17 protein-coding genes and 1 pseudogene are annotated in these 21,594 nt (G+C 66.4%); 9 read left to right on the plus strand and 9 right to left on the minus strand.

The window, feature by feature from the left end; translation table 11 throughout:
* From VML93_RS34830 to VML93_RS34855, 6 genes and pseudogenes are all read right to left on the minus strand, one after another.
* Window positions 1-341: pseudogene (locus VML93_RS34830) on the minus strand (alpha/beta hydrolase); the annotation flags it as partial.
* A 46-nt stretch (window positions 342-387) separates the two neighbouring features.
* A complete protein-coding gene (locus tag VML93_RS34835; RefSeq protein WP_325617825.1) occupies window positions 388-2,022 on the minus strand; it encodes a GMC family oxidoreductase in 1,635 nt (544 codons plus the stop codon).
* Window positions 2,019-3,269 (minus strand): transposase, encoded by a 1,251-nt coding sequence (locus VML93_RS34840; protein ID WP_325617827.1) that lies wholly within the window; start codon window positions 3,267-3,269, stop codon window positions 2,019-2,021. The genes VML93_RS34835 and VML93_RS34840 overlap by 4 nt, the downstream gene beginning before the upstream one ends.
* A 172-nt stretch (window positions 3,270-3,441) precedes the next feature.
* Entirely contained in the window at window positions 3,442-3,537 is a 96-nt protein-coding gene (locus VML93_RS38775; RefSeq protein WP_414686528.1) for a hypothetical protein, read from the minus strand.
* A 127-nt stretch (window positions 3,538-3,664) separates the two neighbouring features.
* Window positions 3,665-6,274, minus strand: a complete 2,610-nt coding sequence (locus tag VML93_RS34850; RefSeq protein ID WP_325617829.1) for an AAA family ATPase — start codon at window positions 6,272-6,274, stop codon at window positions 3,665-3,667.
* Window positions 6,271-7,431, minus strand: coding sequence for an exonuclease SbcCD subunit D (locus tag VML93_RS34855; protein ID WP_325617831.1), 1,161 nt, complete (start codon window positions 7,429-7,431; stop codon window positions 6,271-6,273). Before VML93_RS34855 ends, VML93_RS34850 begins: the two co-directional genes overlap by 4 nt.
* A gap of 216 nt (window positions 7,432-7,647) precedes the next feature.
* Between VML93_RS34855 and VML93_RS34860 the strand changes: the two genes are divergently transcribed.
* Both VML93_RS34860 and VML93_RS34865 read left to right on the plus strand, forming a co-directional pair.
* Entirely contained in the window at window positions 7,648-10,971 is a 3,324-nt protein-coding gene (locus VML93_RS34860) for a protein kinase domain-containing protein (protein ID WP_325617833.1), read from the plus strand.
* A 34-nt stretch (window positions 10,972-11,005) separates the two neighbouring features.
* Window positions 11,006-11,512 carry a histidine phosphatase family protein gene (locus VML93_RS34865; RefSeq protein ID WP_325617835.1) on the plus strand — a complete coding sequence of 169 codons (507 nt, stop codon included), beginning with the start codon at window positions 11,006-11,008 and terminating at the stop codon, window positions 11,510-11,512.
* Window positions 11,513-11,530: 18 nt separating this feature from the next.
* Here the strand turns inward: VML93_RS34865 and VML93_RS34870 are convergent, their stop codons facing one another.
* The 3 genes from VML93_RS34870 to VML93_RS34880 all read right to left on the minus strand — a co-directional run bounded on the left by VML93_RS34870 (window position 11,531) and on the right by VML93_RS34880 (window position 13,510).
* Window positions 11,531-12,229 (minus strand): hypothetical protein, encoded by a 699-nt coding sequence (locus VML93_RS34870; RefSeq protein WP_325617837.1) that lies wholly within the window; start codon window positions 12,227-12,229, stop codon window positions 11,531-11,533.
* Window positions 12,230-12,392: 163 nt separating this feature from the next.
* Window positions 12,393-12,944 (minus strand): DUF3558 domain-containing protein, encoded by a 552-nt coding sequence (locus tag VML93_RS34875; protein ID WP_325617839.1) that lies wholly within the window; start codon window positions 12,942-12,944, stop codon window positions 12,393-12,395.
* An 8-nt stretch (window positions 12,945-12,952) separates the two neighbouring features.
* Window positions 12,953-13,510 carry a DUF3558 domain-containing protein gene (locus VML93_RS34880; RefSeq protein WP_325617841.1) on the minus strand — a complete coding sequence of 186 codons (558 nt, stop codon included), beginning with the start codon at window positions 13,508-13,510 and terminating at the stop codon, window positions 12,953-12,955.
* A 191-nt stretch (window positions 13,511-13,701) separates the two neighbouring features.
* On the opposite strand from VML93_RS34880, the gene VML93_RS34885 reads away from it, so the two are divergent.
* From VML93_RS34885 to VML93_RS34915, 7 genes are all read left to right on the plus strand, one after another.
* Window positions 13,702-15,483 carry an ABC transporter ATP-binding protein gene (locus tag VML93_RS34885; protein ID WP_325617843.1) on the plus strand — a complete coding sequence of 594 codons (1,782 nt, stop codon included), beginning with the start codon at window positions 13,702-13,704 and terminating at the stop codon, window positions 15,481-15,483.
* Between the two features lie 7 nt (window positions 15,484-15,490).
* Window positions 15,491-17,368 (plus strand): ABC transporter ATP-binding protein, encoded by a 1,878-nt coding sequence (locus tag VML93_RS34890; RefSeq protein WP_325617851.1) that lies wholly within the window; start codon window positions 15,491-15,493, stop codon window positions 17,366-17,368.
* A gap of 149 nt (window positions 17,369-17,517) precedes the next feature.
* Window positions 17,518-18,255, plus strand: a complete 738-nt coding sequence (locus tag VML93_RS34895; RefSeq protein ID WP_325617845.1) for an LppX_LprAFG lipoprotein — start codon at window positions 17,518-17,520, stop codon at window positions 18,253-18,255.
* Between the two features lie 34 nt (window positions 18,256-18,289).
* On the plus strand, window positions 18,290-18,667 hold the full coding sequence (locus VML93_RS34900; RefSeq protein ID WP_325617847.1) for a DUF4189 domain-containing protein: 378 nt from the start codon (window positions 18,290-18,292) through the stop codon (window positions 18,665-18,667).
* Between the two features lie 310 nt (window positions 18,668-18,977).
* Window positions 18,978-19,664, plus strand: a complete 687-nt coding sequence (locus tag VML93_RS34905; protein WP_325617849.1) for a hypothetical protein — start codon at window positions 18,978-18,980, stop codon at window positions 19,662-19,664.
* 374 nt (window positions 19,665-20,038) lie between these two features.
* Window positions 20,039-21,202, plus strand: a complete 1,164-nt coding sequence (embR, locus tag VML93_RS34910; protein ID WP_325617850.1) for an ATPase/transcriptional regulator EmbR — start codon at window positions 20,039-20,041, stop codon at window positions 21,200-21,202.
* 255 nt (window positions 21,203-21,457) lie between these two features.
* Window positions 21,458-21,594, plus strand: a 137-nt coding sequence (locus VML93_RS34915; RefSeq protein WP_325614505.1) for a hypothetical protein, incomplete at its 3' end; no start/stop codon positions are given.

The following is a 21,594-nucleotide window of genomic DNA, read 5'->3' on the forward strand; positions in this document are numbered from 1 at the left end:
GCGACGTCGTCGACGACCTGGTCCACGGTGAGCGCTTCGGGCGGCAGGTCGGCGCCGGAGTCGTCGTGGCGCGACATGCCCACGCCCCGGTGCTCGATCATGATGACGTCCAGACCGGCGGCCGCAAAGCGTCGGCGCAGCCCCTTGTACAGGCGCATCGCGGCCACACCCGGGCCGCCGGTGAGGATGACCAGCGGATGCACGGATTTGCGGCCGGTGCGCACGTAGTACAGGTCGAATTCTTCAGCGCTGCCAGGCGAAACCGGCCGGCGCACCGGACGCACGCCCGGCTGCGCCGCCAGCTTGTCTTGCATCCGACGCCGTTTGGCGTTCATAGTCATCGGTAGGTCATCGATAGTCCCAGCCCCGGTCCCATTCTGCCGAAAGTCAGCCACGGATGAGATCGGCCGCCTTCTCCCCGATCAGGACCGACGGCGCGTGGGTGTGGCCGCGAACCGTGCTGGGCATCACCGAGGCGTCGGCGACGCGGAGTCCGACGACGCCGCGGACCCGCAGTTCCGGATCCACCACACTGGCGTCGTCGCTGCCCATCCGGCAGGTGCCCAGCGGGTGATACAGCGTGTGCGCGCAGGTGGCCAAGGTCTTCTCCAGGGTGTCTTCGCTCAGATCGGTGCAGTCACGTGGTCGGGCGATGGGTCCGAGCAGGCCCTTGAGCGAGGGGGCCGAGGCGATGCGGGCGCAGATCCGCAGGCCCTCCATCATCGCGGCACGGTCCACCCCGCCGGGGTCGGACAGGTAGCGCGGTTCAATGACCGGCTTGTCATGCGGGTCGGCCGACCGCAGGGTGATCTGGCCGCGGCTTTCCGGTGCGACCAGGATCGGCCCGAACACCACGCCATGCCCCGTCGGCTCGGTAGGCAGCCCCTCGTCGTAGAACGGTGCCGGCGCGAAAATCAGCTCGACGTCCGGGTGCTGCAGTTCGGGTCGGGTGCGCAGAAATCCATACGCCTCGCCGACGTTGGAGCTCAGCATGCCGCGACGCCGGAACAGATAGTTGATCAGCTCTAGTGGCTTTTCCGCGTCAGCCAGGCTGTCGCCGTCGACGTCGAAACCCAGCACGGTGACGAGGTGATCGATCAGGTTCTGCCCCACCCCGGGTGCGTGGCGAACCGTGTCGATGCCGTGCTCGGCGAGATGGTCGCGGTCACCGATTCCGGACAGCATCAGCAACTGCGGGCTGTTGATGGCACCGCCGCACACCACCACCTCTTTGCGCGCGTTGACGACGCGCGTCTGACCGCCCTGCCGGTATTCCACCGCGACCGCCCGGGCTCCGTCGACGACTATTCGGGTCGCCGTGGCGCCGGTGAGCACGGTGAGGTTCTTGCGGCGCATCGCCGGCTTGAGATACGCGCGGGCGGTGCTGAACCGAGCGCCCCGGCGCTGCGTCACGACGGTCTCGCAGAAGCCTTCCGGCGCAGCGGAATTCGGCTGCACCATCGGAAATCCGCTCTCCTGCACCGCCGCCAGCCAGGCCGCGGTGCAGGGTCGTGGGCTGCGCTGACGGGAAATGTGCAACGGACCCGTCAGCCCGCTGTCCTCGCCGCTGACCGAATCAGCGGCGGCGGTGGCGTTCTCGATGCGGCGGAAGTAACTGCGCGCTTCGGCATAAGACCACTGCGGGCCGGCGCGCCGGGCCCACTCGTCGTAGTCGGCGGCGAATCCCCGCACCCACATCATCGCGTTCATCGACGAGGAACCGCCGAGCACCTTGCCTCGGGGCCAATAGATCTGGCGGCCGGCGAGTCCCGGCTGCGGTTCGGTCAGGTAGTCCCAGTCGACATCGCTGCGGAACAGCTTGGAGAACGCCACCGGGATCCCGATGAATCGGTTCTTGTCAGGCGGGCCCGCCTCCAATGCCACCACGGCGGTACTTGGATCGGCGCTGAGCCGATTGGCCACGACCGCACCGGCAGAGCCGGTACCGACTACGACGTAGTCGCACTGAATGTCCTTGACGTCCTCCCTACGGCTGGAGCCGGGGGATTCCAATCCGTTCATGCTGCGGTCGCAGCGGTTGGGGGTTGGGGCAGTAATTCCTCACGGTTTCCTGCTGGTTCCTGCTTCGCTGACGCGGCCCGACCCGCGGGTCGGGCGTTGTCTTCACAGGCAGTGACCGCAAGCCCGGCGGCCAAGATGTTGCGCGCAGCATTCACATCCGCATGCTCGACGTGGGGGCAGTAGAGGCACCGAAACACCGCTTGGCTCTCACGGGAGTTCGGATTCACCTGCCCACACGCTGAGCAGCGTTGCGACGTGTACTGCGCCGGCACTTTCATCACCAGCGTCCCGCTGTAGCGGGCCGCTGAATCCAGCACCAGGTTGAACCGATGCCATCCTTTAGACAGGATGGCGCGGTTGAGCCCAGCCTTTGCTCTCACATTGTGCCCAGGCGCCTCGATCGTTCCTTTCGCCGACTTTGTCATCTGCTTGGTCTTGAGCGCTTCGAGCACCACCACGGCGTTGTGCTGCGCGAGTTGATGGGCGCTCTGGACGCAGAAATCCTGACGGCGGCGCCGCTCCCGCCCGCGGATCCGCGCCAGCGCCGCACGGGTTTTAACCCGGTTGCGGGAATGTTTGCCCGCCCTCGACAGTCTGCGCTGCAACCGCAGCGCCCGCCGACGCTCACCAGCGGTGCTGAATTCGCGGTCTAACAGAGCCCCGTCGCTGGTCGCGATCGCCACCACCACACCACGATCCACCCCGACCGCCGACCCCGGCCGGGCATGCGTCTCCGGCACGGCCTTGCCATCCTCGACGACGAACGACACGAACCACTGCTGCCCATCACGTGACACCGTCGCCGAGCGGATCACGACGTCGTCGAGCGGACGGGACAGCCGAAACCGCACCCACCCCAGCTTGGGCAGCTTCACCCGCGCGTGAAGCCGGTTGAGAAGCTCAACGACCATCTTGTTGCCCTCGGGAAACCGGAACGAGGGCACCCACCGCCGGCCCGACCGCCATCTCACTTTGAACGTCCCATGGGTGCGGCACGCCTTATCCAGGTCCATCAACGTCTGCTGCAAGCAGTGCCCCGGCACCTGCGCCAACCACGAATGCTCCGCCTTGGCCTCAGCCAACTCGTGAGCCTGCTCACGGTAATTCATCCACGCCCCGCGGCGACGGTACTCACGTCGCTGTTGCAGGCCGGTGTTCCACACCGCCCGGCACCCATCCCCGATCCGCTGCGCGAACTGCGCCTGCTCCCCGGTGAACTCCACCCGAAACCGCCGGCCTGTCAACACGATCCGACCTCACCCGTCCTTCTGCGTCTCCAAGGAGCGTGTGATCACCGACAACGGCGCACCACTCACACCGTGGTCACGAAAGATGAATTGGTGCACAGCGACGACAGCTTCTACTTCGACCACGAGAATTCATCCCGCAGCACCCGCGACGAACGACCCTTGATGGCTTTCACGGGCCGATGCACCCCCACTGCCACGCCCCCTTTTCAGCAACCACCTCGGCGATGATCTCCTTGAGCCGAACTTCCATTTCGCCCCCGATCACCTTCCGCCGATACTTCGGACGCCACATCACGTGATACGCGCACTCCAACGCGACAATCGTGTTAGACCGCAACCTAACACTCACAACCGACAACCCCAGGCACCTCGCCGGTCCCGACCGCCGAGTGCTAGACATCGAGATCGATGCGGTGCGCCCCCTTGACCCCCTCGTACCGGTCGGGACTGCAGGTCAACACGATCACCTGTCCGTCGGTGCCCACGGTGTCGAACACCTCCCCCATCCTGGCCAGCCGGTCCGGATCGGTGAAGCCCAGCGCATCGTCGATCACCACCGGAACGCTGTCCTCCTTGGCGACCAGCGCCGAGCCGGCCAGCCGGGCCAGGATGCCGAGTTGCTCTTTCGCCCCTCCCGACAACGAATCGAAAGGTACGGTGCGGCCGTCCAGGGTGCGGCTGCGGATGCACAAGTCGCTGTCGACGTCCACCTCGAAGGTGGGCCCGAACACCGGACGCCCGAGCCGTTGCAGCTCAGCGCGATACGGCTGCACGTAACGCAGCCGGGTGGAGTCGCGGTGGCGCGCCATCACCGACCGCAGCAGCTGCGCGGCCCGGGCCCGGCCGCCGACCCGGGCGTGCTGGCTGATCGCGTGCTCACGCTCGCTCTCGGCGGCGTCCAGCTTGCCTTTGCGGCCCTCGCCGCCGAACACCGAGAGTTCGATGGTGACCTCACGCAAGGCGCTCGAGGCCTCTTCATATTTATCGTGCAGCGATTCGGCCGCCTCGGAGGCGTCGGCGAGCTCGGTGGCCACCGCGTCTGGTTCAGCGGCGGCGAGCGCTGCGGTCAGTTCGGCCACCCGCCGTTCTGCGGCCTGCGCAGCCTGCAGTGCGCCGTCCGCCGCCGACACCAGGTCTTCGTCGCTGACCGACGCCCGCTCTTCGGTCAGCCGGTCCGTCGCGGCGTCCAGCTCGGCCCGCTGGGTCGCGGCTTTGTCCTGCAAAACCGTTGCCCGCGTGGATGACTCGGTCAGCCGGCAACCGGCGGCCGCGGCGATCCGGCGCTTGGTCTCGCAGTCGGCCTCGGCGGCCGCACGCGCCGTCTCGGCCGCGTCGAGTTCGCCATGGGCCGCTTCGTCCGTGCATGTTGCCGCGGGCTGATCGGCGCGCAACTGGGCCAGCCGCGCGCGGAGCGCGTCTACCTGGTCATCGCCGCACAGGACCGCCAGCGTCGCGGTCAATTGGTCACGGCTGCTGTGCAGTTCGCGTCGGCGCTGGTCGGCGGAACGCGCGGCCGCCAGGTCGGCGACATCAGCGGCAGCCAGTGCGGCCGTCAATTCTTGTTGTGCCACAGCGTATTTGGCCTGGACCTCCAATGTCGTCGCGCCCGGTGTGATGCGCGTGGTCAGAACGCCGGGAACTTCGACCTCGGCCGGATCGGCGGCGGTGATCGACCAGCTCTGACCCGACGACAGCGACACCCGTCGCCCACCGACGACCAGCTCGATGTCGGCGGCGGCGGTGAATTGCACTGCCGCCGAGACCATGGCCAGCTGCCCGCCGGTGCGATCGACGGCCGCCGCGGCGTCTTCGATTCGCCGCAGCAGCTCTTCGTTGATGGCGACCGCCGACAGCTCCTTATCGACTTGGCCGCACTCGCGCTGGATGCCGTCGATCTTGGCGAGCCGGGCATGCAACCGATCCGCCTCGGCACGGGCGGCGAGTTGGTCGACGACACCTTTGGCCGCAGTTGCGCGAGCGTGTGCGTCTTTCAGCGCCAAGGTGGACTTTTCCACCGCGGCGTCTGCGGCCTGCGCATCGGCGCCAGCCGCCGCCAGCGCATCGGCGGCCACTCGCCCTTCGGCGTCGGCCTCGGCGACAGTTGTTGCGCGAGTCTCGATTTCGGCTAGCAGGCGCATGCGCCCGGTGCGGGCGGCCGACGCCGCGGCGCTGGTCGCCGCCGCGGCTGCCGCGACCAGCTTGGCCTCGCGCGCCTGGCCGGTGAGCTCTGCGATCTTTTCGGCCGCCGCCGTAGCAGCGACGAGCCGAGGGCGGGCGGCGAGCCGCTGCTGGGACAACTCGGCGACCCGCTCGGTGAGCTCGGCGTGCCGGCGGACCCGGTCGTCGACCTCGGCGACCGCCGCCGCACACCCCGCCACCGCGGCCTCGGCATCGGCCAGCCGGGAGATCGCGACGGCCCAGTCCCCGGTGGGACGTCCGGTCGGCGTGAAGTATTGCGAGTACTCGGCGTCGATCCGCTCGATGAGCAGCGGCTCGGTGCCGGACAACGCCGCGTCATCACCCGCGGCGACGTCGAGCGCACGCGAAAGCGCATCGCAGCCGGACAGATTCACCGCCGCCGTCGACCCGGTTTGCAGCACCCGCTGGGCGTGCCACAGGTCGTTGTCCACCGTCTCGGCCAGCATCGCGCGGACCCGATCGTGGGCTTCGTCGCCGGTCAGCTGTTCGCGGCGCGGCGCCAGCATGGTCAACTCGGTCTCACACTTCTTGTGAAACCGCTTGCGGTAGATGAAACGGTAAGGGCCGCTGCTGATCTCGGCGGTGACTTCGGAGCCGACGTCGGCGTCGGTCGGCTTGACCTGCTTGACCTCCTTCTTGGTCGAGCGGTCCTTGGATTCCAGCAGCAGGTCCAGCGCCTCGATCATCGACGACTTGCCGATCTCGTTGGCGCCGCAGACCACGACCACGCCGTGGTCGGGGAACTCGATCTCGCGGTGGGTGATGCCCCGATAGTTCGTCAGGACCAGCCGGTGCAGTTTCACGCGGCCCCCCGATCGGCGAGCCGCAGCAACAACGCCAGCGCCCCCTGGGCGTCGGCGGCCGACTCCGGGTCGTCCGCGCGCGCCGTTGCCACCAGCTCCTCGACGGCCGCGGCGGCGAAGCCGCCGATGCCGAGGTCGGTGAACTCGCCGTCCGCGGGTATCACCGCCAGGTCGGTGTGACGATCCCAGAGACCCAGCCAGGCGAACAACCGCGCGTACTTGTCCAGGCAGCCATCCAGCGCGGCGCGATCGGTGACGGTCAGCGACCCGGTTAACGCCAGCCGCACCACCGTGCGGTCCTTGTCGGTCAACTGGTCCAGATTCATGTCCAAGTCGGCGATGTCGCGGTTGCTGTCCACGTGGCGGTGCAACGTGACGAACCGCCAGCGGCCGACCTGGCGGGCCGTGACCGTCGCGACGCGTCGCGGATCGGTTTCGTCGATGTCGACGATCAGCACATGACCAGGGTCGGATTCGATGTTGTCGAAGTTGGTGACCTCCGGTGAGCCCGAGTACCAGACCCGGCCGCTGTCGCCGACCGGGGTCAGGGAATGCTTATCACCCAGGGCGACATAGTGAATCGCACCGCGGGCCAGCGCGTCGTCGACTGCGGCGAGCCGGATCACCGAGGGTTTGTCGCGGTCGGGGTCGAGGGCGTCGACGCCGCCGTGCGCCACCAGCACCCGGGTGACGGAATCAGAAGGCAGGGCCTGAACATCTCCGAGGACTTCGGCGACCAGGTCGGTGGTCGGTGCCTTGGACTTCCACGGCGCCGCGACGATCTCGAGTCCGGGCCGAACCTGATGCACGCCGGCCCGATCCAGCACCACCACGTTGTCCGGGCGCTCGGCGGTGAACAGTGTGCCGGTGTACACCGACGACGCGTCCAGCGGATCGTGGTTGCCCGGCAGCAGATACACGGGAATTCCGATGGCGCGCATGGCTTCCAGGGACTGGCCGATCACCTGAGGGGCGAGCTGGTTGTGTTCGAAGACGTCACCGGCCACCACGACGAACTCGGCACCCACCTCGGCGGCCAGCGCGCCCAACCCGGCCACCGCGTCGCGCCGGGCCGCCGAATAGCGTGGCTGGGCATCGCCGGCAAGGAAGTGCCGGGTCATGCCCAGCTGCCAGTCGGCAGTGTGCAGGAATCGCATCCGGTCCCTCCTGAGTACGTGGCTATCGAGGCACCGCGAAGTCTAGGTCTGCGCACCGACAAGACGTGGGACGTCGTTCGGCAGGTTCAGCTCGAGGCCGCGCGGCGCACCGCCAGGTGTGCTGAGGGCGCCGACCTATGTCCGCCACCGGTACGGCGATAGGGTGGCGTAACCAGTGGAGGTGAATGGCCTTCACGCCGACGACAGTGACCGTCAATGGCCAAGGCGGATCGGGACGCAACGCCGCAGGAACCGGCCCTCGGCATCGCCGCAGAACTGCGCGACGCCGGGTTCGACGACGTCGAGGAAGTCGGACGCGGCGGCTTTGGACTCGTCTATCGCTGCCAGCAGCCGGAGCTGGACCGCAAGGTCGCCGTCAAGGTACTGAGTGCCGACCTCGATGCGGACAATCTCGACCGGTTCCTGCGTGAGCAGCGCGCGATGGGCCGGCTCTCCGGGCACCCGCACATCGTTCACATTCTGCAGGTCGGCGCCACCGTGACCGGGCGGCCGTTCATCGTGATGCCCTACCTCGGCAACGGTTCACTCGAGGACCTGATCGCCCGCAACGGACCGCTGGACTGGGGCGACACGTTGCGCATCGGGGTGAAGCTGGCCGGCGCGCTCGAAGCCGCACATCGCGCCGATATTCTGCACCGCGACGTCAAACCGGCGAACATCCTGCTGACCGACTACGGCGAGCCCCAGTTGACCGACTTCGGCATCGCCCGGATCGAGGGCGGCTTCCAGACCGGGACGGGGATGATCACCGGTTCGCCTGCGTACACCGCGCCCGAAGTTCTCGCCGGCGCTACACCGACGCCGGCATCGGACGTGTATTCACTTGGGGCGACACTGTTTTCCGCCATGACCGGGCATGCGGCGTTCGAGCGCCGCAGCGGCGAGAAGGTAATAGCCCAGTTCGTGCGGATCACCTCACAGCCCATCCCCGACCTGCGCGAGCAGGGACTGCCCGCGGATGTTTCCACGATCGTCGAACACGCCATGGCACATGATCCGGCAGATCGGCCGACGAGCGCGGCCGAGTTCGGTGAGGAGATCCGCGAGATCCAGCGGCAACGGAGCGTCTCGGTCGACGAGATGGCGATGCCCGTCGAACTTGTTGTGGCGCAAGGCGACTCGCCCACCTCCCGGCCATCGGATCGACGACACACCACGCGGACCCCGGCCACCCCGGCGGCGAAATACCGCCCCCCGGCTCCGAACACGACGTTGGTCGCGCGCGAGCGGTTGATGGACATCCTGCGGGCGGGCGGGCGTCGACGGCTGATCTTCATTCACGCGCCCTCGGGCTTCGGCAAAAGCACACTGGCGGCGCAGTGGCGTACGGAGCTGCTACGCACCGGCGTCGTGGTCGGCTGGCTGACCATCGACGAGGACGACAACAACGTCGTGTGGTTCCTGGCTCATCTGCTGGACTTGTTCGGACGCGTCTGCCCGGGCGTGGCCACCTCCCTGGGGCAGGTGCTCGAAGAGGGTGGCCAAGACGCGGTGCGTTACGTCCTTGCCACCCTTCTCGACGAGATCCATGCCAACGACCAACCGATGACACTGGTGATCGACGACTGGCAGCGCGTATCGGACAGCGAGGCGGCCGGGGCCCTGAGTTTTCTGCTCGAACACGGATGCCATCACCTGCAGCTGATCGTGACCAGCTGGTCCAGTGCCGGGGTGCCGGTCGCCAAATTGCGTATTTGTGACGAGTTGGTCGAAATCGACGGTTCGGCACTACGTTTCGACAATGCCGAGGCGCACTCGTTTCTGAACGACATCGGAGGCCTGGCGCTGCACCGGCGCGAGGTTGCCGCCTTGACGGCCTCGACCGACGGGTGGGCGGCCGGCCTACGGCTGGCGACGCTTTCGCTGCGCGGCGGCGGCGACGCCGGCAGCCTGGTGAACGGCCTGTCCAGGGCGAGCGACATGGTGGGCGAGTTCCTCGCCGAGAATGTCCTCGACACGCTGGAACCCGAAGTGGTCGAGTTCCTGCTCGCAACCTCGATCACAGAGCGGACCTGTGGCAGCCTGGCGTCCGCGTTGTCGGGGGTCACCCGCGGGCAGGCCATGCTCGAGGAAATCGAGCAACGTGGCTTGTTCTTGCAGCGTATCGGCGAAGATCCGAATTGGTTTGGCTACCACCATATGTTCGCCGAGTTCCTGCGGCGCCGACTGGAGCGCGACGGTACCGACAATCTCGAACGACTGCACCGCATTGCATCGCAGTGGTTTGCCGACCACGGCCACCTGAAAGAGGCCGTCGATCACGCGCTGGCCTGCGGCGAGCCGGACCGCGCGGTGGACCTGGTCGAGAAGGACGGCACCACCCTCAACGAACAGTCAAAGATGACAATGTTTCTCGGGATCATCCAGAAGTTGCCCCCGGAGTTGGTGGTCACCCGGCCACGGCTGCAACTCTTCATCGCCTGGGCCGACATCCTGCTGCAACGCCGCGCCGCCACCGATACCGCGCTGACCCGGTTTACCGCCGCACTCGCCCACGCCGGCCAGCGCGATCCGGCCGCGCCAGATCTGCAAGCCGAGGCACAGGTAATCCAAGCGGTCGCCGAGATTTTCGCCGACCGGATCGACGCCGTGGACGACCTGGTCGCCGAGGCACTGTCGAGACCCGACACGCTGCGCCCGGTTGTGCCGGCGGTAGCCGGTAACGTGGCGGCATTCGCGGCGACCTACCGCTTCGACTTCGACGAGGCGCACCGGCTCCTCGAATGGGCGGCGCCCTACCAGGAAAGGATGGGCCCATTCGCCACCGTCTACTCCCGCTGCTTCGGCGGCATCGCCGCCAGACACCAATTGGACATTCCCGGCGCGCTGCACCGGCTCCGCGAGGCATACCAGATCGGCGTCCGGGTCGGACCGCACTCCCACGCGGCGCGACAGGCCGGCGCCCTTCTCGGCGAATTGCTCTACGACACAGGTGATTTTGCCGCGGCGGCAAGTCTGCTGGACGAAAGCTACCAACTCGGGCCCGAAGGCGGTGGAACGGACTGGCTGGCGCCACGCTACGTCGTCGGCGCGAGGATCAAAGCCGCCAAGGGGGATCGCGACGCCGCGGTCAATCGGCTCGCCGCCGGTATGCAGGCGGCCACCCAGCTGCGGCTGCCGCGACTGGCCGCCGCGATCAACAATGAACGGATCCGGCTCGGCATCCCGATCGCCCCGGCGGTTGCCGACCGACTGCGGTCACCCCGCGACATCCCGCGGCGCGGGGATGGAATCGCCACCATCACAGCCGAACTCGACGAGGACTCCGGTATCCGCCTGTTGTCTTCGAGCGGTGATCCCGACGACCGGGAGCTTGCGTGCCGCCGCGCGGCCAGCCTCCTCGCGGGCGTCGACGACAACCAAAGACCGCTGTGCGCGCTCCGGATGCGGTTACTGGTCGCCGAAACATTCAACGCCGCCGGCCGGGCCGCCGAGGCCCGCGAGGAACTCGCGTCCGTCCGCGCGCTGTGCGAGACACACGGTTTGCCGCAACTGCTCATCGATGCCCACCTCGGCTAGCGATCCCGCGTCCCGACTCGTTAACGTGAGTCCGATGACACAGCAGCACCGCAATCTCGTCCTGATGCGGCACGCGAAGTCGGCGTACCCGGACGGGGTGGCCGATCACGATCGACCCTTGGCTTCCCGGGGTGTCCGGGAAGCCGGCCTGGCCGGTGACTGGCTGCGCGCCAGTCTGCCGGCAGTGGACAGTGTGCTGTGCTCGACCGCAACCCGGGCCCGGGAAACATTGGCCCACACCGGCATTGACGCACCGGTGCGCTACGTTTCCAGACTCTACGGTGCCGTTCCAGGCACGGTGATAGAGGAGATCGACAAGGTTGCCGACGAGGTCGGCACGCTGCTCGTCGTCGGGCACGAGCCGACGACATCCGAACTCGCGATCATCCTGGCCGGCGCCGACGGCACCGACTTCGACGCCGTGGAACGCATCTCGGCGAAATTCCCGACATCGGCGGTCGCCGTGCTACGGGTAGCGGGCCGCTGGGACCAAGTAGGTCCCGGCGACGCCGCTCTCGTCGGCTTCCACGTGCCTCGCTAGACAGGCGAGGACACCGCTTTAGACGTGCGAATTCCAGTGGTGCCCATCGGCGTCCGTCATACATACCGTCGCGCAGTACTGCATCACCGAGGGCCCGGTGCCGCTCGAGTTCGGCTTCCATTGCCAACTCGTCTCGACATTGTGGCCGGCGCATGCGTCCTCCCGCTCGGTGACACTGCAGCGCAGCGTGCGCTGCGGCACATCGCAGGTTTCGAGGAGCACTTCGCTCTCCGAAATGCCGAGGGGATTCCGGATCAGCCGCACGCCGAACCGCTCGGTTTTGCCTGCCGCGCGCAACCGTTCGGCGATACCGGCCAACACGTCCTCGTCGTCGGCGCCCAGCGACGCGGTGGCGCCGAAGTCGGCCGCATCGGCGAACTCCACGCCAATGACGCCAACGCCGCCGACGCCACAGTCCACACGGGCGTCGAAACGCATCGACGTCGCGTTGAAGCCCGCGCACCGCTGGGCCAGGGTGGTTTCCGTTCCGCGCGGCGCGGCGGTGAGGCTCTCCACGAAGACCTCGCCGTCGACCGGCTCAAAGTGCTTGTGCAGCAACCAGATCGAGAACCTCTCCCATGCGTCGGTCGCGACGAGGTACTGGCCCAACTCGTCAAGGCAGGCACGGTCAGCGTCATCTAACACAGCGACGTCGGTGGTGTCCATATCGCGCAGCTTCGTGTAGTCCTCGACGTTGTGGTCCCGGATTGTCAGCACTGCTGGTCTCCTTTCAGAGAGTCGGCAAAGGGGTCGTGTCGCGGGAGCGCTAGCATCAGGCGCCGCTGATCGAGCGCCGAATAGGGAAAATGGCAACCGTGACGAAACACGGATGGCCGCCACGGAGTCCGTCAGCAAAGACGGGACCGGAAATGCTACCCGATCAAGAGTTGGTGGCCAACGTCAATTCCATGAGCTTGAGAGCCTGCCCACACGCATCAATTCCGGGCGCCTGCGGGTTGACCCACCAGCCGACCACGCCGGCCGCATCGCTGGCCACTCCACACGCGCCGTTCGCATCTTCGGGGCGCATCACAATCGAATTCACGCCCTGGATCGCTCGCGTCTCGATCTTGTACTTCAGGCCCTCGGCGATTTTGCGTTCGTTGTTCAGGCTGCCCTGCTCGAACCAGAACCGGGTGATGTCGATCAGTCCGGCCGGGTTGGCGGCCTGCCATCGGCAGATCGCGCCGACGAAGGTGCTCTGAATGTCCAGCGGATCGGCACCCACGGTCTTAGCCAGGATGTCGGTGGTCAGGACCTCACATTCCTTGAGCAGGTTGGGGTACTGGTGTTCGGAATTGTTGTTGCGCGGGCTGCCGTTGCTCGGCGTGACCGCCGTGCCCGTCACCGACCTGGTACATCCCGTCAGCACCAGCAATCCGGCGATCAGGACGGCCACGCAGGCAACCGGTCCTGTTTTGCCTCGCCCCATCCGGCCCGTCATTTCGAGTTCGCAATCGACTGGCGGGCGAGTTCTTTGGCGATGTCGCACGGCGGCGGGAACGGCTTCTGGCTGAAGCTGATCGACCATTCGATGAAGTCGTCCTGGAACTGGATCCCGACTTCGCATAGTGAGTCACCCAGGTTCGGCTCGTTTCCAACGGCGATGAAACCGCCATGACCGTTGATATTGATGTCATCCACGCTTGCCCGCGACAGTTCCTCGGTCTTGCGTTCCCGTCCGATCGGGCTGCCGCGGTACCAGGAAAAAGAGAAGTGTGGGCCGCTGATACCGCCGCCCGCCAGCCATTGGCAACCCACCGAATTCTTGGCGGTGTTGATCAGCCCGGTCACCTTGGTCAGCTCCGTGACCGTCTGGTCGCTGATGCCGCCGCACTGTGGGAAGAAGGGGCCGTGTTTGCCTTCGGCGCTGCCCGGCGATGACTGTGTCGACCCCCCCGGTTTGTTGCCGCCGGAGCCGGAGCACCCAGCGACGGTCGGAATCAAGATCGCCAAGGCCGACGCCGTCGCGGCCAGTGCCGTCACGCTACGCCGCACCGCTGGCTTGTCCTCTCGGTCTGCTGGGCCTACTGCTGGTCACACGATGCACTGTAGCGTCAGCCCACGGGGTCAACCACCGGCACGCCGCCTGAGCAGGCATTTCGTCCCTGCCGCTGGGCGCGGCGCAAGCGCCCAACCACCCGGCGGTGCGGGGACTGGAAGGCGCCGGAATGTGCGACAGTTACCAAATGCTCCTGGCACTGCTGCGCCAGTACATTCGACCGTACCGCCGGCTCGTCGCGGCGCTCATGGCGCTGCAGCTGATCAGCACCCTGGCGTCGCTGTACCTTCCGACGGTCAACGCCGCAATCATCGACGACGGCGTCGCCAAAGGCGACACTTCCACCATCGTCAGGCTCGGCGTACTGATGCTCGCAGTCACCGGCTTGCAGGTGCTGTGCTCGGTCGGGGCGATCTACTTCGGGTCACGGACCGGAATGGGCTTCGGCCGCGACCTGCGCTCGGCAATGTTTCACCGCGTCACTACCTTCTCCGAGCACGAGACCGCGCAATTCGGCGCGCCGTCATTGCTGACCCGCACCACCAACGACGTCCGGCAAATCCAGTTTCTGGTGCAGATCACCTGCATCGTGTTGATCACCGCGCCGATCATGTCGATCGGCGGGATCTTCATGGCGATCCACCAGGACGCCGGGTTGTCGTGGTTGCTGCTGGTCAGCGTCCCGATATTGGGCGTGGCCAACTACTGGATCATCTCGCGCATGTTGCCGATGTTCCGGGCCATGCAGAGCCTGATCGACGGCATCAATCGGGTCATGCGCGACCAGCTTTCCGGTGTCCGGGTGGTGCGGGCCTTCGCCCGCGAAGACTTCGAGCGGGACCGGTTCGCGCAGGCCAACGATGCGCTGGCGAATACCGCTGTGAGCGCGGGCAACTGGCAGGCGCTGACGTTGCCGGTCACCACGCTGACCATCAACGTGTCCAGCGTCGCGTTGGTCTGGTTCGGCGGGCTGCGAATCAACAGCGGCCAGATGCAAGTCGGTTCGCTGCTGGCGTTTCTCGCGTACTTCACCCAGATCTTGATGGCAGTCATGATGGCGACGATGACGTTGGCGGTGCTGCCACGCGCGTCCGTGTGCGCCCAGCGGATCACCGAGGTGCTGTCCACCCGCACCGCCGTCAACAGTCCGGAGCACCCCAAGTCTCCCCGCGACGGCCGCCGCGGTGTGGTGCGATTGGACGGCGCGACGTTCTGCTACCCGGGCGCCCACCGTGCTGTCCTGCAGGATGTATCACTGACCGCACTGCCCGGTACCACCACCGCCGTCGTGGGCAGCACGGGTTCGGGCAAGTCGACACTGATCTCGCTGATCTGCCGGTTCTACGACGTCACCGACGGCGCTGTCCTGGTGGACGGTGTCGATGTGCGCGACTACGACACCGACCGGCTCTGGTCGGGCATCGGCCTGGTGCCCCAGCGCGGCTATCTGTTCTCCGGCAGTCTCGCCGAGAATCTGGGCTACGGCGCGGCCCCGAAGCAGGTCGTCACCGACGACGAGATGTGGGAGGCACTGCGGGTGGCCGCGGCCGACGAATTCGTCCGCGCGCACGAAGACGGGCTGCAGATGCGCGTCGCACAAGGCGGCATCAACTTCTCCGGCGGGCAGCGGCAACGCCTGGCGATCGCCCGGGCCGTCATCCGCCGCCCCAGCATCTATCTGTTCGACGACGCGTTCTCCGCACTGGACGTGCACACCGAGGCACGGGTGCGCGCATCGCTGCTGGAGATATCCGGTGATGCCACGACTATCGTTGTCACACAACGGATATCGACCGCGTCGGCGGCCGACCAGGTGATCGTCATCGATGACGGGAAGCTGGTCGGAGCGGGTACCCACGAATCGCTGCTCGTGGACTGCCCCACCTATGCGGAGTTTGCCGACTCACAGTCCTTGATTTCCGAGGGACGGGTTCACTCCAGGAGGGCCAGCGGTGAGCGCGCCCACTGAGACACCGATGCGCGGCGGAGCGCCGTCGCCGAGCGGGCGGTCGCGTCACTTCGCCGGGTCGGTGCTGCGTCTGGTCAAGCGGCTGGCGCCCCAGCGCCGGCGGGTCGCCGCGGTGATCGTGCTGGGAATCATCGGAACCGCGATTGGCGTCGTCGTTCCGCGGATCCTGGGCCACGCGACCGATCTGCTGTTCAACGGAGTGGTCGGACGGGGACTGCCCGCGGGTATCACCAAGGCCCAGGCCGTCGCCGCGGCCCGGCAGCGCGGCGACAACGCGTTCGCCGACCTGCTGTCGGGGATGAATGTGGTACCGGGCCGGGGGGTGGACTTCGCCGCGGTCGCCCGCACGCTGGGCCTGGCGCTGGCGCTGTATCTGGTTGCGGCGCTGCTGCTTTGGGCACAGGCCCGGCTGCTCAACGTGACGGTGCAGCGGACCACGGCCGCGCTGCGCTCCGAGATCGAGGACAAGCTGCACCGGCTGCCGCTGGCCTACTTCGACGGACGGCAGCGCGGCGAGTTGCTCAGCCGGGTCACCAATGATGTCGACAACCTGCAGACGTCGTTGTCGATAACCGTCAGCCAGTTGCTGACCTTGGTTCTGACGGTGGTGGCGGTGCTGGCGATGATGGTGTCGATCTCGCCGCTGCTGGCAGTGATGACACTGCTCACGGTGCCACTATCGCTGCTGGCCACGCGAGCGATCGCGCGACGCTCCAAGCGGCTGTTCGTGGCGCAGTGGACCAGGACCGGCCGCCTCAACGCCCATATCGAAGAGACCTACAGCGGGTTCACCGTGGTCCAGACGTTCGGCCACCGGGCCGCGGCGCAGGAACGGTTCCGCGAGTTGAACGACGACGTCTATCAGGCCAGCTTCGGCGCTCAATTCAGCTCCGGTCTGGTGTCACCGGCGACCACGTTCATCGGCAACCTCGGCTACGTCGCGGTGGCCGTGGTGGGTGGACTGCAGATAGCCGCAGGGCAGATCACGCTCGGCAACATCCAGGCGTTCGTTCAATATGTCCGGCAGTTCAACACACCGGTCAACCAGGTGGCCGGCATGTACAACACCCTGCAATCCGGAGTGGCCAGTGCCGAGCGGGTGTTCGATCTGCTCGACGAGCCGGAAGAACCGGCCACCGTGACAACGGAGCCGTCGCGCAACGGCCAGGCTGGACGCGTCGAGTTCGAGCACGTGAGCTTCTCCTACCGCGCGGGCATCCCGGTGATCGAAGACCTGTCGCTGGTGGCCGAACCGGGCAGCACGGTCGCTCTCGTCGGGCCGACCGGAGCGGGCAAGACCACGCTGGTCAACCTGCTCATGCGGTTCTACGACGTCGATTCCGGGCGAATACTGATCGACGGGGTCGACATCACCACGGTGAACAGGCAGCAGCTGCGGTCCCGCATCGGCATGGTGCTGCAAGACACCTGGCTGTTCGACGGGACCATTGCGGAGAACATCGCCTACGGACGGCCCGAGGCCAGTGCGGACGAGGTGACACAAGCCGCCGAAGCGGCCTATGTCGACCTGTTTGCGCGCAAGCTGCCGAGCGGCTACCAGACGCGGGTCAGCAACGACGGAGGCAATATCAGCGCCGGCGAGAAGCAGCTCATCACCATCGCGCGCGCGTTTATTTCCCAGCCACATTTGTTGATCCTGGACGAGGCGACCAGCTCGGTGGACACCCGCACCGAGGCCCTGATTCAGCGCGCCATGTTCGACCTCCGCCAGGATCGGACGAGTTTCATTATCGCGCACCGCCTTTCGACGATCCGCGACGCCGACCGCATTCTGGTGATGGAAGCCGGCAGGATTGTCGAACAAGGCAGCCACGCCGAACTCATGGCTCAGCGCGGTAGCTACTACCGAATGACGCAGGCCTGACCAGGTAAACGCCGAATTTGTTCGGGCAGTATTTGCACTAAACCTTCTCAAACCACACATCTAGCTCCTAGGCTCGGTGTTCGGCTGTTGACGCAGCTGCACAGACTTCTCTGCAGCAAACAGCCGCGAGCCAACCGAAGGAGATGTAGATGAGGCTTCCGCATCGAACCGTTGTCGCCGCCGCGGCCGCAGCTTTTGCCGTGGTGTTCGCGCTCGGCGGCTGCTCCAACTCGAACAACAGCACGGGCACCGGGGGATCGTCGGTGCCGAATGTCGACGCCGCGACCGTCGTCAAGGATGCCGCCGCGGCGATGCGCCAGGTGACGGGGATGCACCTGACCGTTGCGGTGCAGGGCGACGTGCCCAACCTTTCACTGACCAAGCTCGACGGCGACGTATCCAGCACACCGCAGACCGTGGCCTCCGGCAGCGCAACCCTGACCGTCGGTCAGAAGCCGGTCGACTCGAAGTTCGTCTTTGTCGACGGCCACCTGTACTCCGACGTCGCGGATCCGGGCGGCAAGTACAACGATTACGGCGACGGCGTGTCGATCTATGACGTCGGCACACTGCTCAATCCCGACAAGGGCCTGGCCAACATCCTGACCAACCTCAAAGACCTCAAGGTGGCCGGATCCGAGCAGGTGGGCAACGTCGCGACCACCAAGATCACCGGCACGTCCTCGTCCAACGACATCGCGAGGCTGGCCGGACGCCGGCTGGGCCCGGAGACCGAAACGCCGACGCCCACCACGGTGTGGATCGCGTCCGACGGGTCGCACCACCTCGTCAAGCTGCAGATCGTCCCCGTCGAGAACTCGACGGTCACGCTGACCATGTCCGATTGGGGCAAGCAGGTCACCGCCACCAAACCACCGACCGTATAGCCGACGCCGGATACGACCTGAGAGAGGAACCATCATGGAAATGCGCGCTTTTCGGCGAGCTGCGGTCGTGGTCGGCAGCATGGCGGCGGTGACGGCGATGTCCGCCGCACTGGCGCCGTCGGCAACCGCCGACGACCAACACGGTGCGCTCGCCATCTTTCCCCCCAAGCAGGTGGCGGGCAGGTCGTTGCACGCCTCGACCAAAGCAGCGGCCGATGCTGGGGCGCTGAGTGCTTGCGGCTACTCGGGCTGCCAGGTTTTGGTCGACTTCACCCAATGCGGCGCTATCGCCCAGCGGGACACCAACTACGTGGGTGGCTACGGCGCCACCCTGACCGAAGCGGAGCTCAATGCGGCGAAGAACCTGGGCGGCAGCGGGACCGCATCGATAGTCGTGTGGGGCTGCAACTAGGGCTCTTCCACCACGGGTGCCGACGGGCGCTGATTCCGGGTATTTTGCTGGTCTGCGGCGGCCTGCCGGCCGCCGGGCGGCAGCGTCGCTGCGCGCCCGGCAGTATCCGTCTGTGGCCCGGGGGCGTTACCCAAACGTGTTCGTTCAACCCCGCCGAGCACGTCCGTTGTCGTTCATTGATGCCTTCTGAGCAGCGTTTTTAACGGTGCTTGATCTCTTCAAGGATTCGTGGAGATAACGAAGAGGTCACCACCGGAACCTTTTCTCAACACGCCACTCCGCCAACGCGGACTGAGAAAAGGACCCACCAGTGAAGACCATCAAGATCTCCACCATCGCCAAAGCCGCTACCCTGGCCACGTTTGCCGCTGCCCTCACCGTAAGCGTGGCCAGCGACCCGGCCGAAGCCGCCGGGGGCACCATGTACGGCAACCCCGCCGCAGCCGCCAAGTGGTGGCGCCACCAGAACTACGACGACTGCGCCATCATGTCCAGCGCCGACGTGGTCGGCCAGGTCACCGGCAAGGAGCCCTCCGAGCGCTCCATCATCAAGATGGCCGAGTCCACCCCCAGCCCCACCCACTCGGGCTCCATCTACATCAAGCCCTCGGCCGGCGCGCAGCCCGGTGAGGGCAACGGCACCATGCTGCCCGACCTGCCCGCCCTGCTCAAGCAGTACGGGGTCAGCGCGGTGTTCAGCAACAAGCAGTACGCCCCCAAGACCCACGTGCCCACCGGCATCGAGGGCCTCGAGCAGCTGCTGGGCGGCGGCCACAAGGTGATCGTGGCCCTCAACGCCGAAATGATCTGGCACAAGCCCAACAAGGGCACCCCCGGACCCGACCACGCCGTGGTGGTCACCGGCATCGACACCGCCAACAACATCGTGCACCTCAACGACAGCGGCACCCCCAAAGGCAAAGACGAGCAGGTCCCGCTGGCCCTGTTCATGCAAGCCTGGGAGACCGGCAACGAGATGGTCGTCACCACCACCTAATTCGGCAACCGGCAACGGCGGGCAGTCATTCGGAGCACACGCACACCGACCGGCTGCCCGCCGATTGGGTGCTGCGTTGTACACCATGACAATTCACTTCAGGAGTCAATGATCGCCTTGGTAGCGCAAGCATTTCAGCCACGCCCGCGAGGGTCGCGGGGGCGGCATACGGTTGACCACCAGCCAACATCGGGCGAATACCCGACAGCTGCGCGCACGCTCGTCGGCACGACCGATCCGCACCGACGGCGCAAATCCCGAGTGCGCCATTGTTACCGAATCCGGGGACTTCGTATCACAATGGCACGTAATGCGACATTATTGGCAACCTGGCACGTGACGCAGCAGAGCACCCGGAAGGGCTGGTAAGCGCAATGGCTGACAAACGTCTCGAATTCGGTCTGCTCGGACCGTTGGAGATGAGTGTTGACGGCGCCCTGGTGCCGTTGGGTACCCCTAAGCAGCGGGCGGTGCTGGCCATGCTGCTGATGAACCGCAACAGTCCGGTTGGCGTCGAAAGGCTCATCACGGGCGTCTGGGAGGGATGGCCTCCGTCGGGGGCACGGGCCAGCATCCACTCCTACGTGTCCAACCTTCGCAAGGTGCTCACCGGCGTCGGGATCGACCCACGCGGGGTGTTGGCCGCAGCGCCCCCGGGCTACCGGCTCAGCATTCCCGAGAGTGCTTGCGATCTAGGGCGATTCATCGGCGAGAAGAACGCGGGCGTGCACGCGGCCGCTTCGGGTCGGTTCGAACAGGCCAGCCGGCACCTGGCGGCCGCCTTGGCGGAGTGGCGTGGACCAGTGCTGGAGGACCTGCGCGACTTTGAGTTCGTCGATACCTTTGCCACCTCCCTTGTCGAGGACAAGATCGTCGCCCACACCGCGAAGGCTGAAGCTGAAATCGCTTGCGGACGTGCCTCCGCTGTGATCGCCGAACTCGAAGCTCTTACCAACGAACACCCATACCGCGAGCCGCTGTGGGCCCAGCTGATCACCGCGTACTACCTCACCGACCGCCAGTCGGACGCGCTGGGCGCCTATCGCCGGGTGAAGGCGATGCTGGCCGAAGACCTCGGCATCGACCCTGGCCAGACCCTCCGCGACCTGAACGAGAAGGTCCTGCGCCAGGAACCGCTGGACGCCAAGAAGAGCGCCAAGACCACGGCGGTGGGCACTGTCACGGTGCTCGATCAGCGCACCAGCGTGTCGGGCCGGAAAGTGGTCGCATTCCTGGTCGCACCCTCCGGTCACCGCTATCCTCTGCAATCGGCGGCGACCCGGGTCGGGCGGCTGCACGACAACGACATCGTCCTGGAAAGCGCCAATGTCAGCCGCCACCATGCCGTTATCGTCGACACCGGCACCAACTACATCATCAACGACCTCCGGTCGTCCAACGGAGTGCACGTGCAGTACCAGCGGATCCGCACCGCCGCCACGCTCAACGACGGGGACCACATCCGTATCTGCGACCACGAATTCACGTTCCAGATCACCGTGGACCCGGATGGCGGCGACGAGCAGCGCTCGGGATAGCCGGATCTGCCCGCCGCGCTTTGCTTTTCGCGACCCGGGCGGGTGATCGAGTTCCCCACCCCGGCGCGGCACGGAGCCCATCCGTGCGATCCGCCGCAGAGAACGGATGTTTGCGGTTATAGTGCGGTCGGGCTGGCGGGGACCTACCGTCATGATTGCTCGATCAGGATTTTCGCCCCGCGACTTTGGTCATGAAGCCGTTGATCCCGATTGATATTGTCGGCGAGATTGCGCGGTTGATTTGGAGGGTGAGCGATGAGCGACACGCAGGGCTCGCGGGTGGGGACGATGTTCGGGCCCTATCACCTCAAACGGCTGTTGGGCCGCGGCGGGATGGGCGAGGTCTATGAGGCCGAGCACACCGTCAAGGAGTGGACGGTCGCGGTCAAGGT

This window comes from Mycobacterium sp. (assembly GCF_035499775.1).
In the GTDB taxonomy this organism is placed as follows: domain Bacteria; phylum Actinomycetota; class Actinomycetes; order Mycobacteriales; family Mycobacteriaceae; genus Mycobacterium.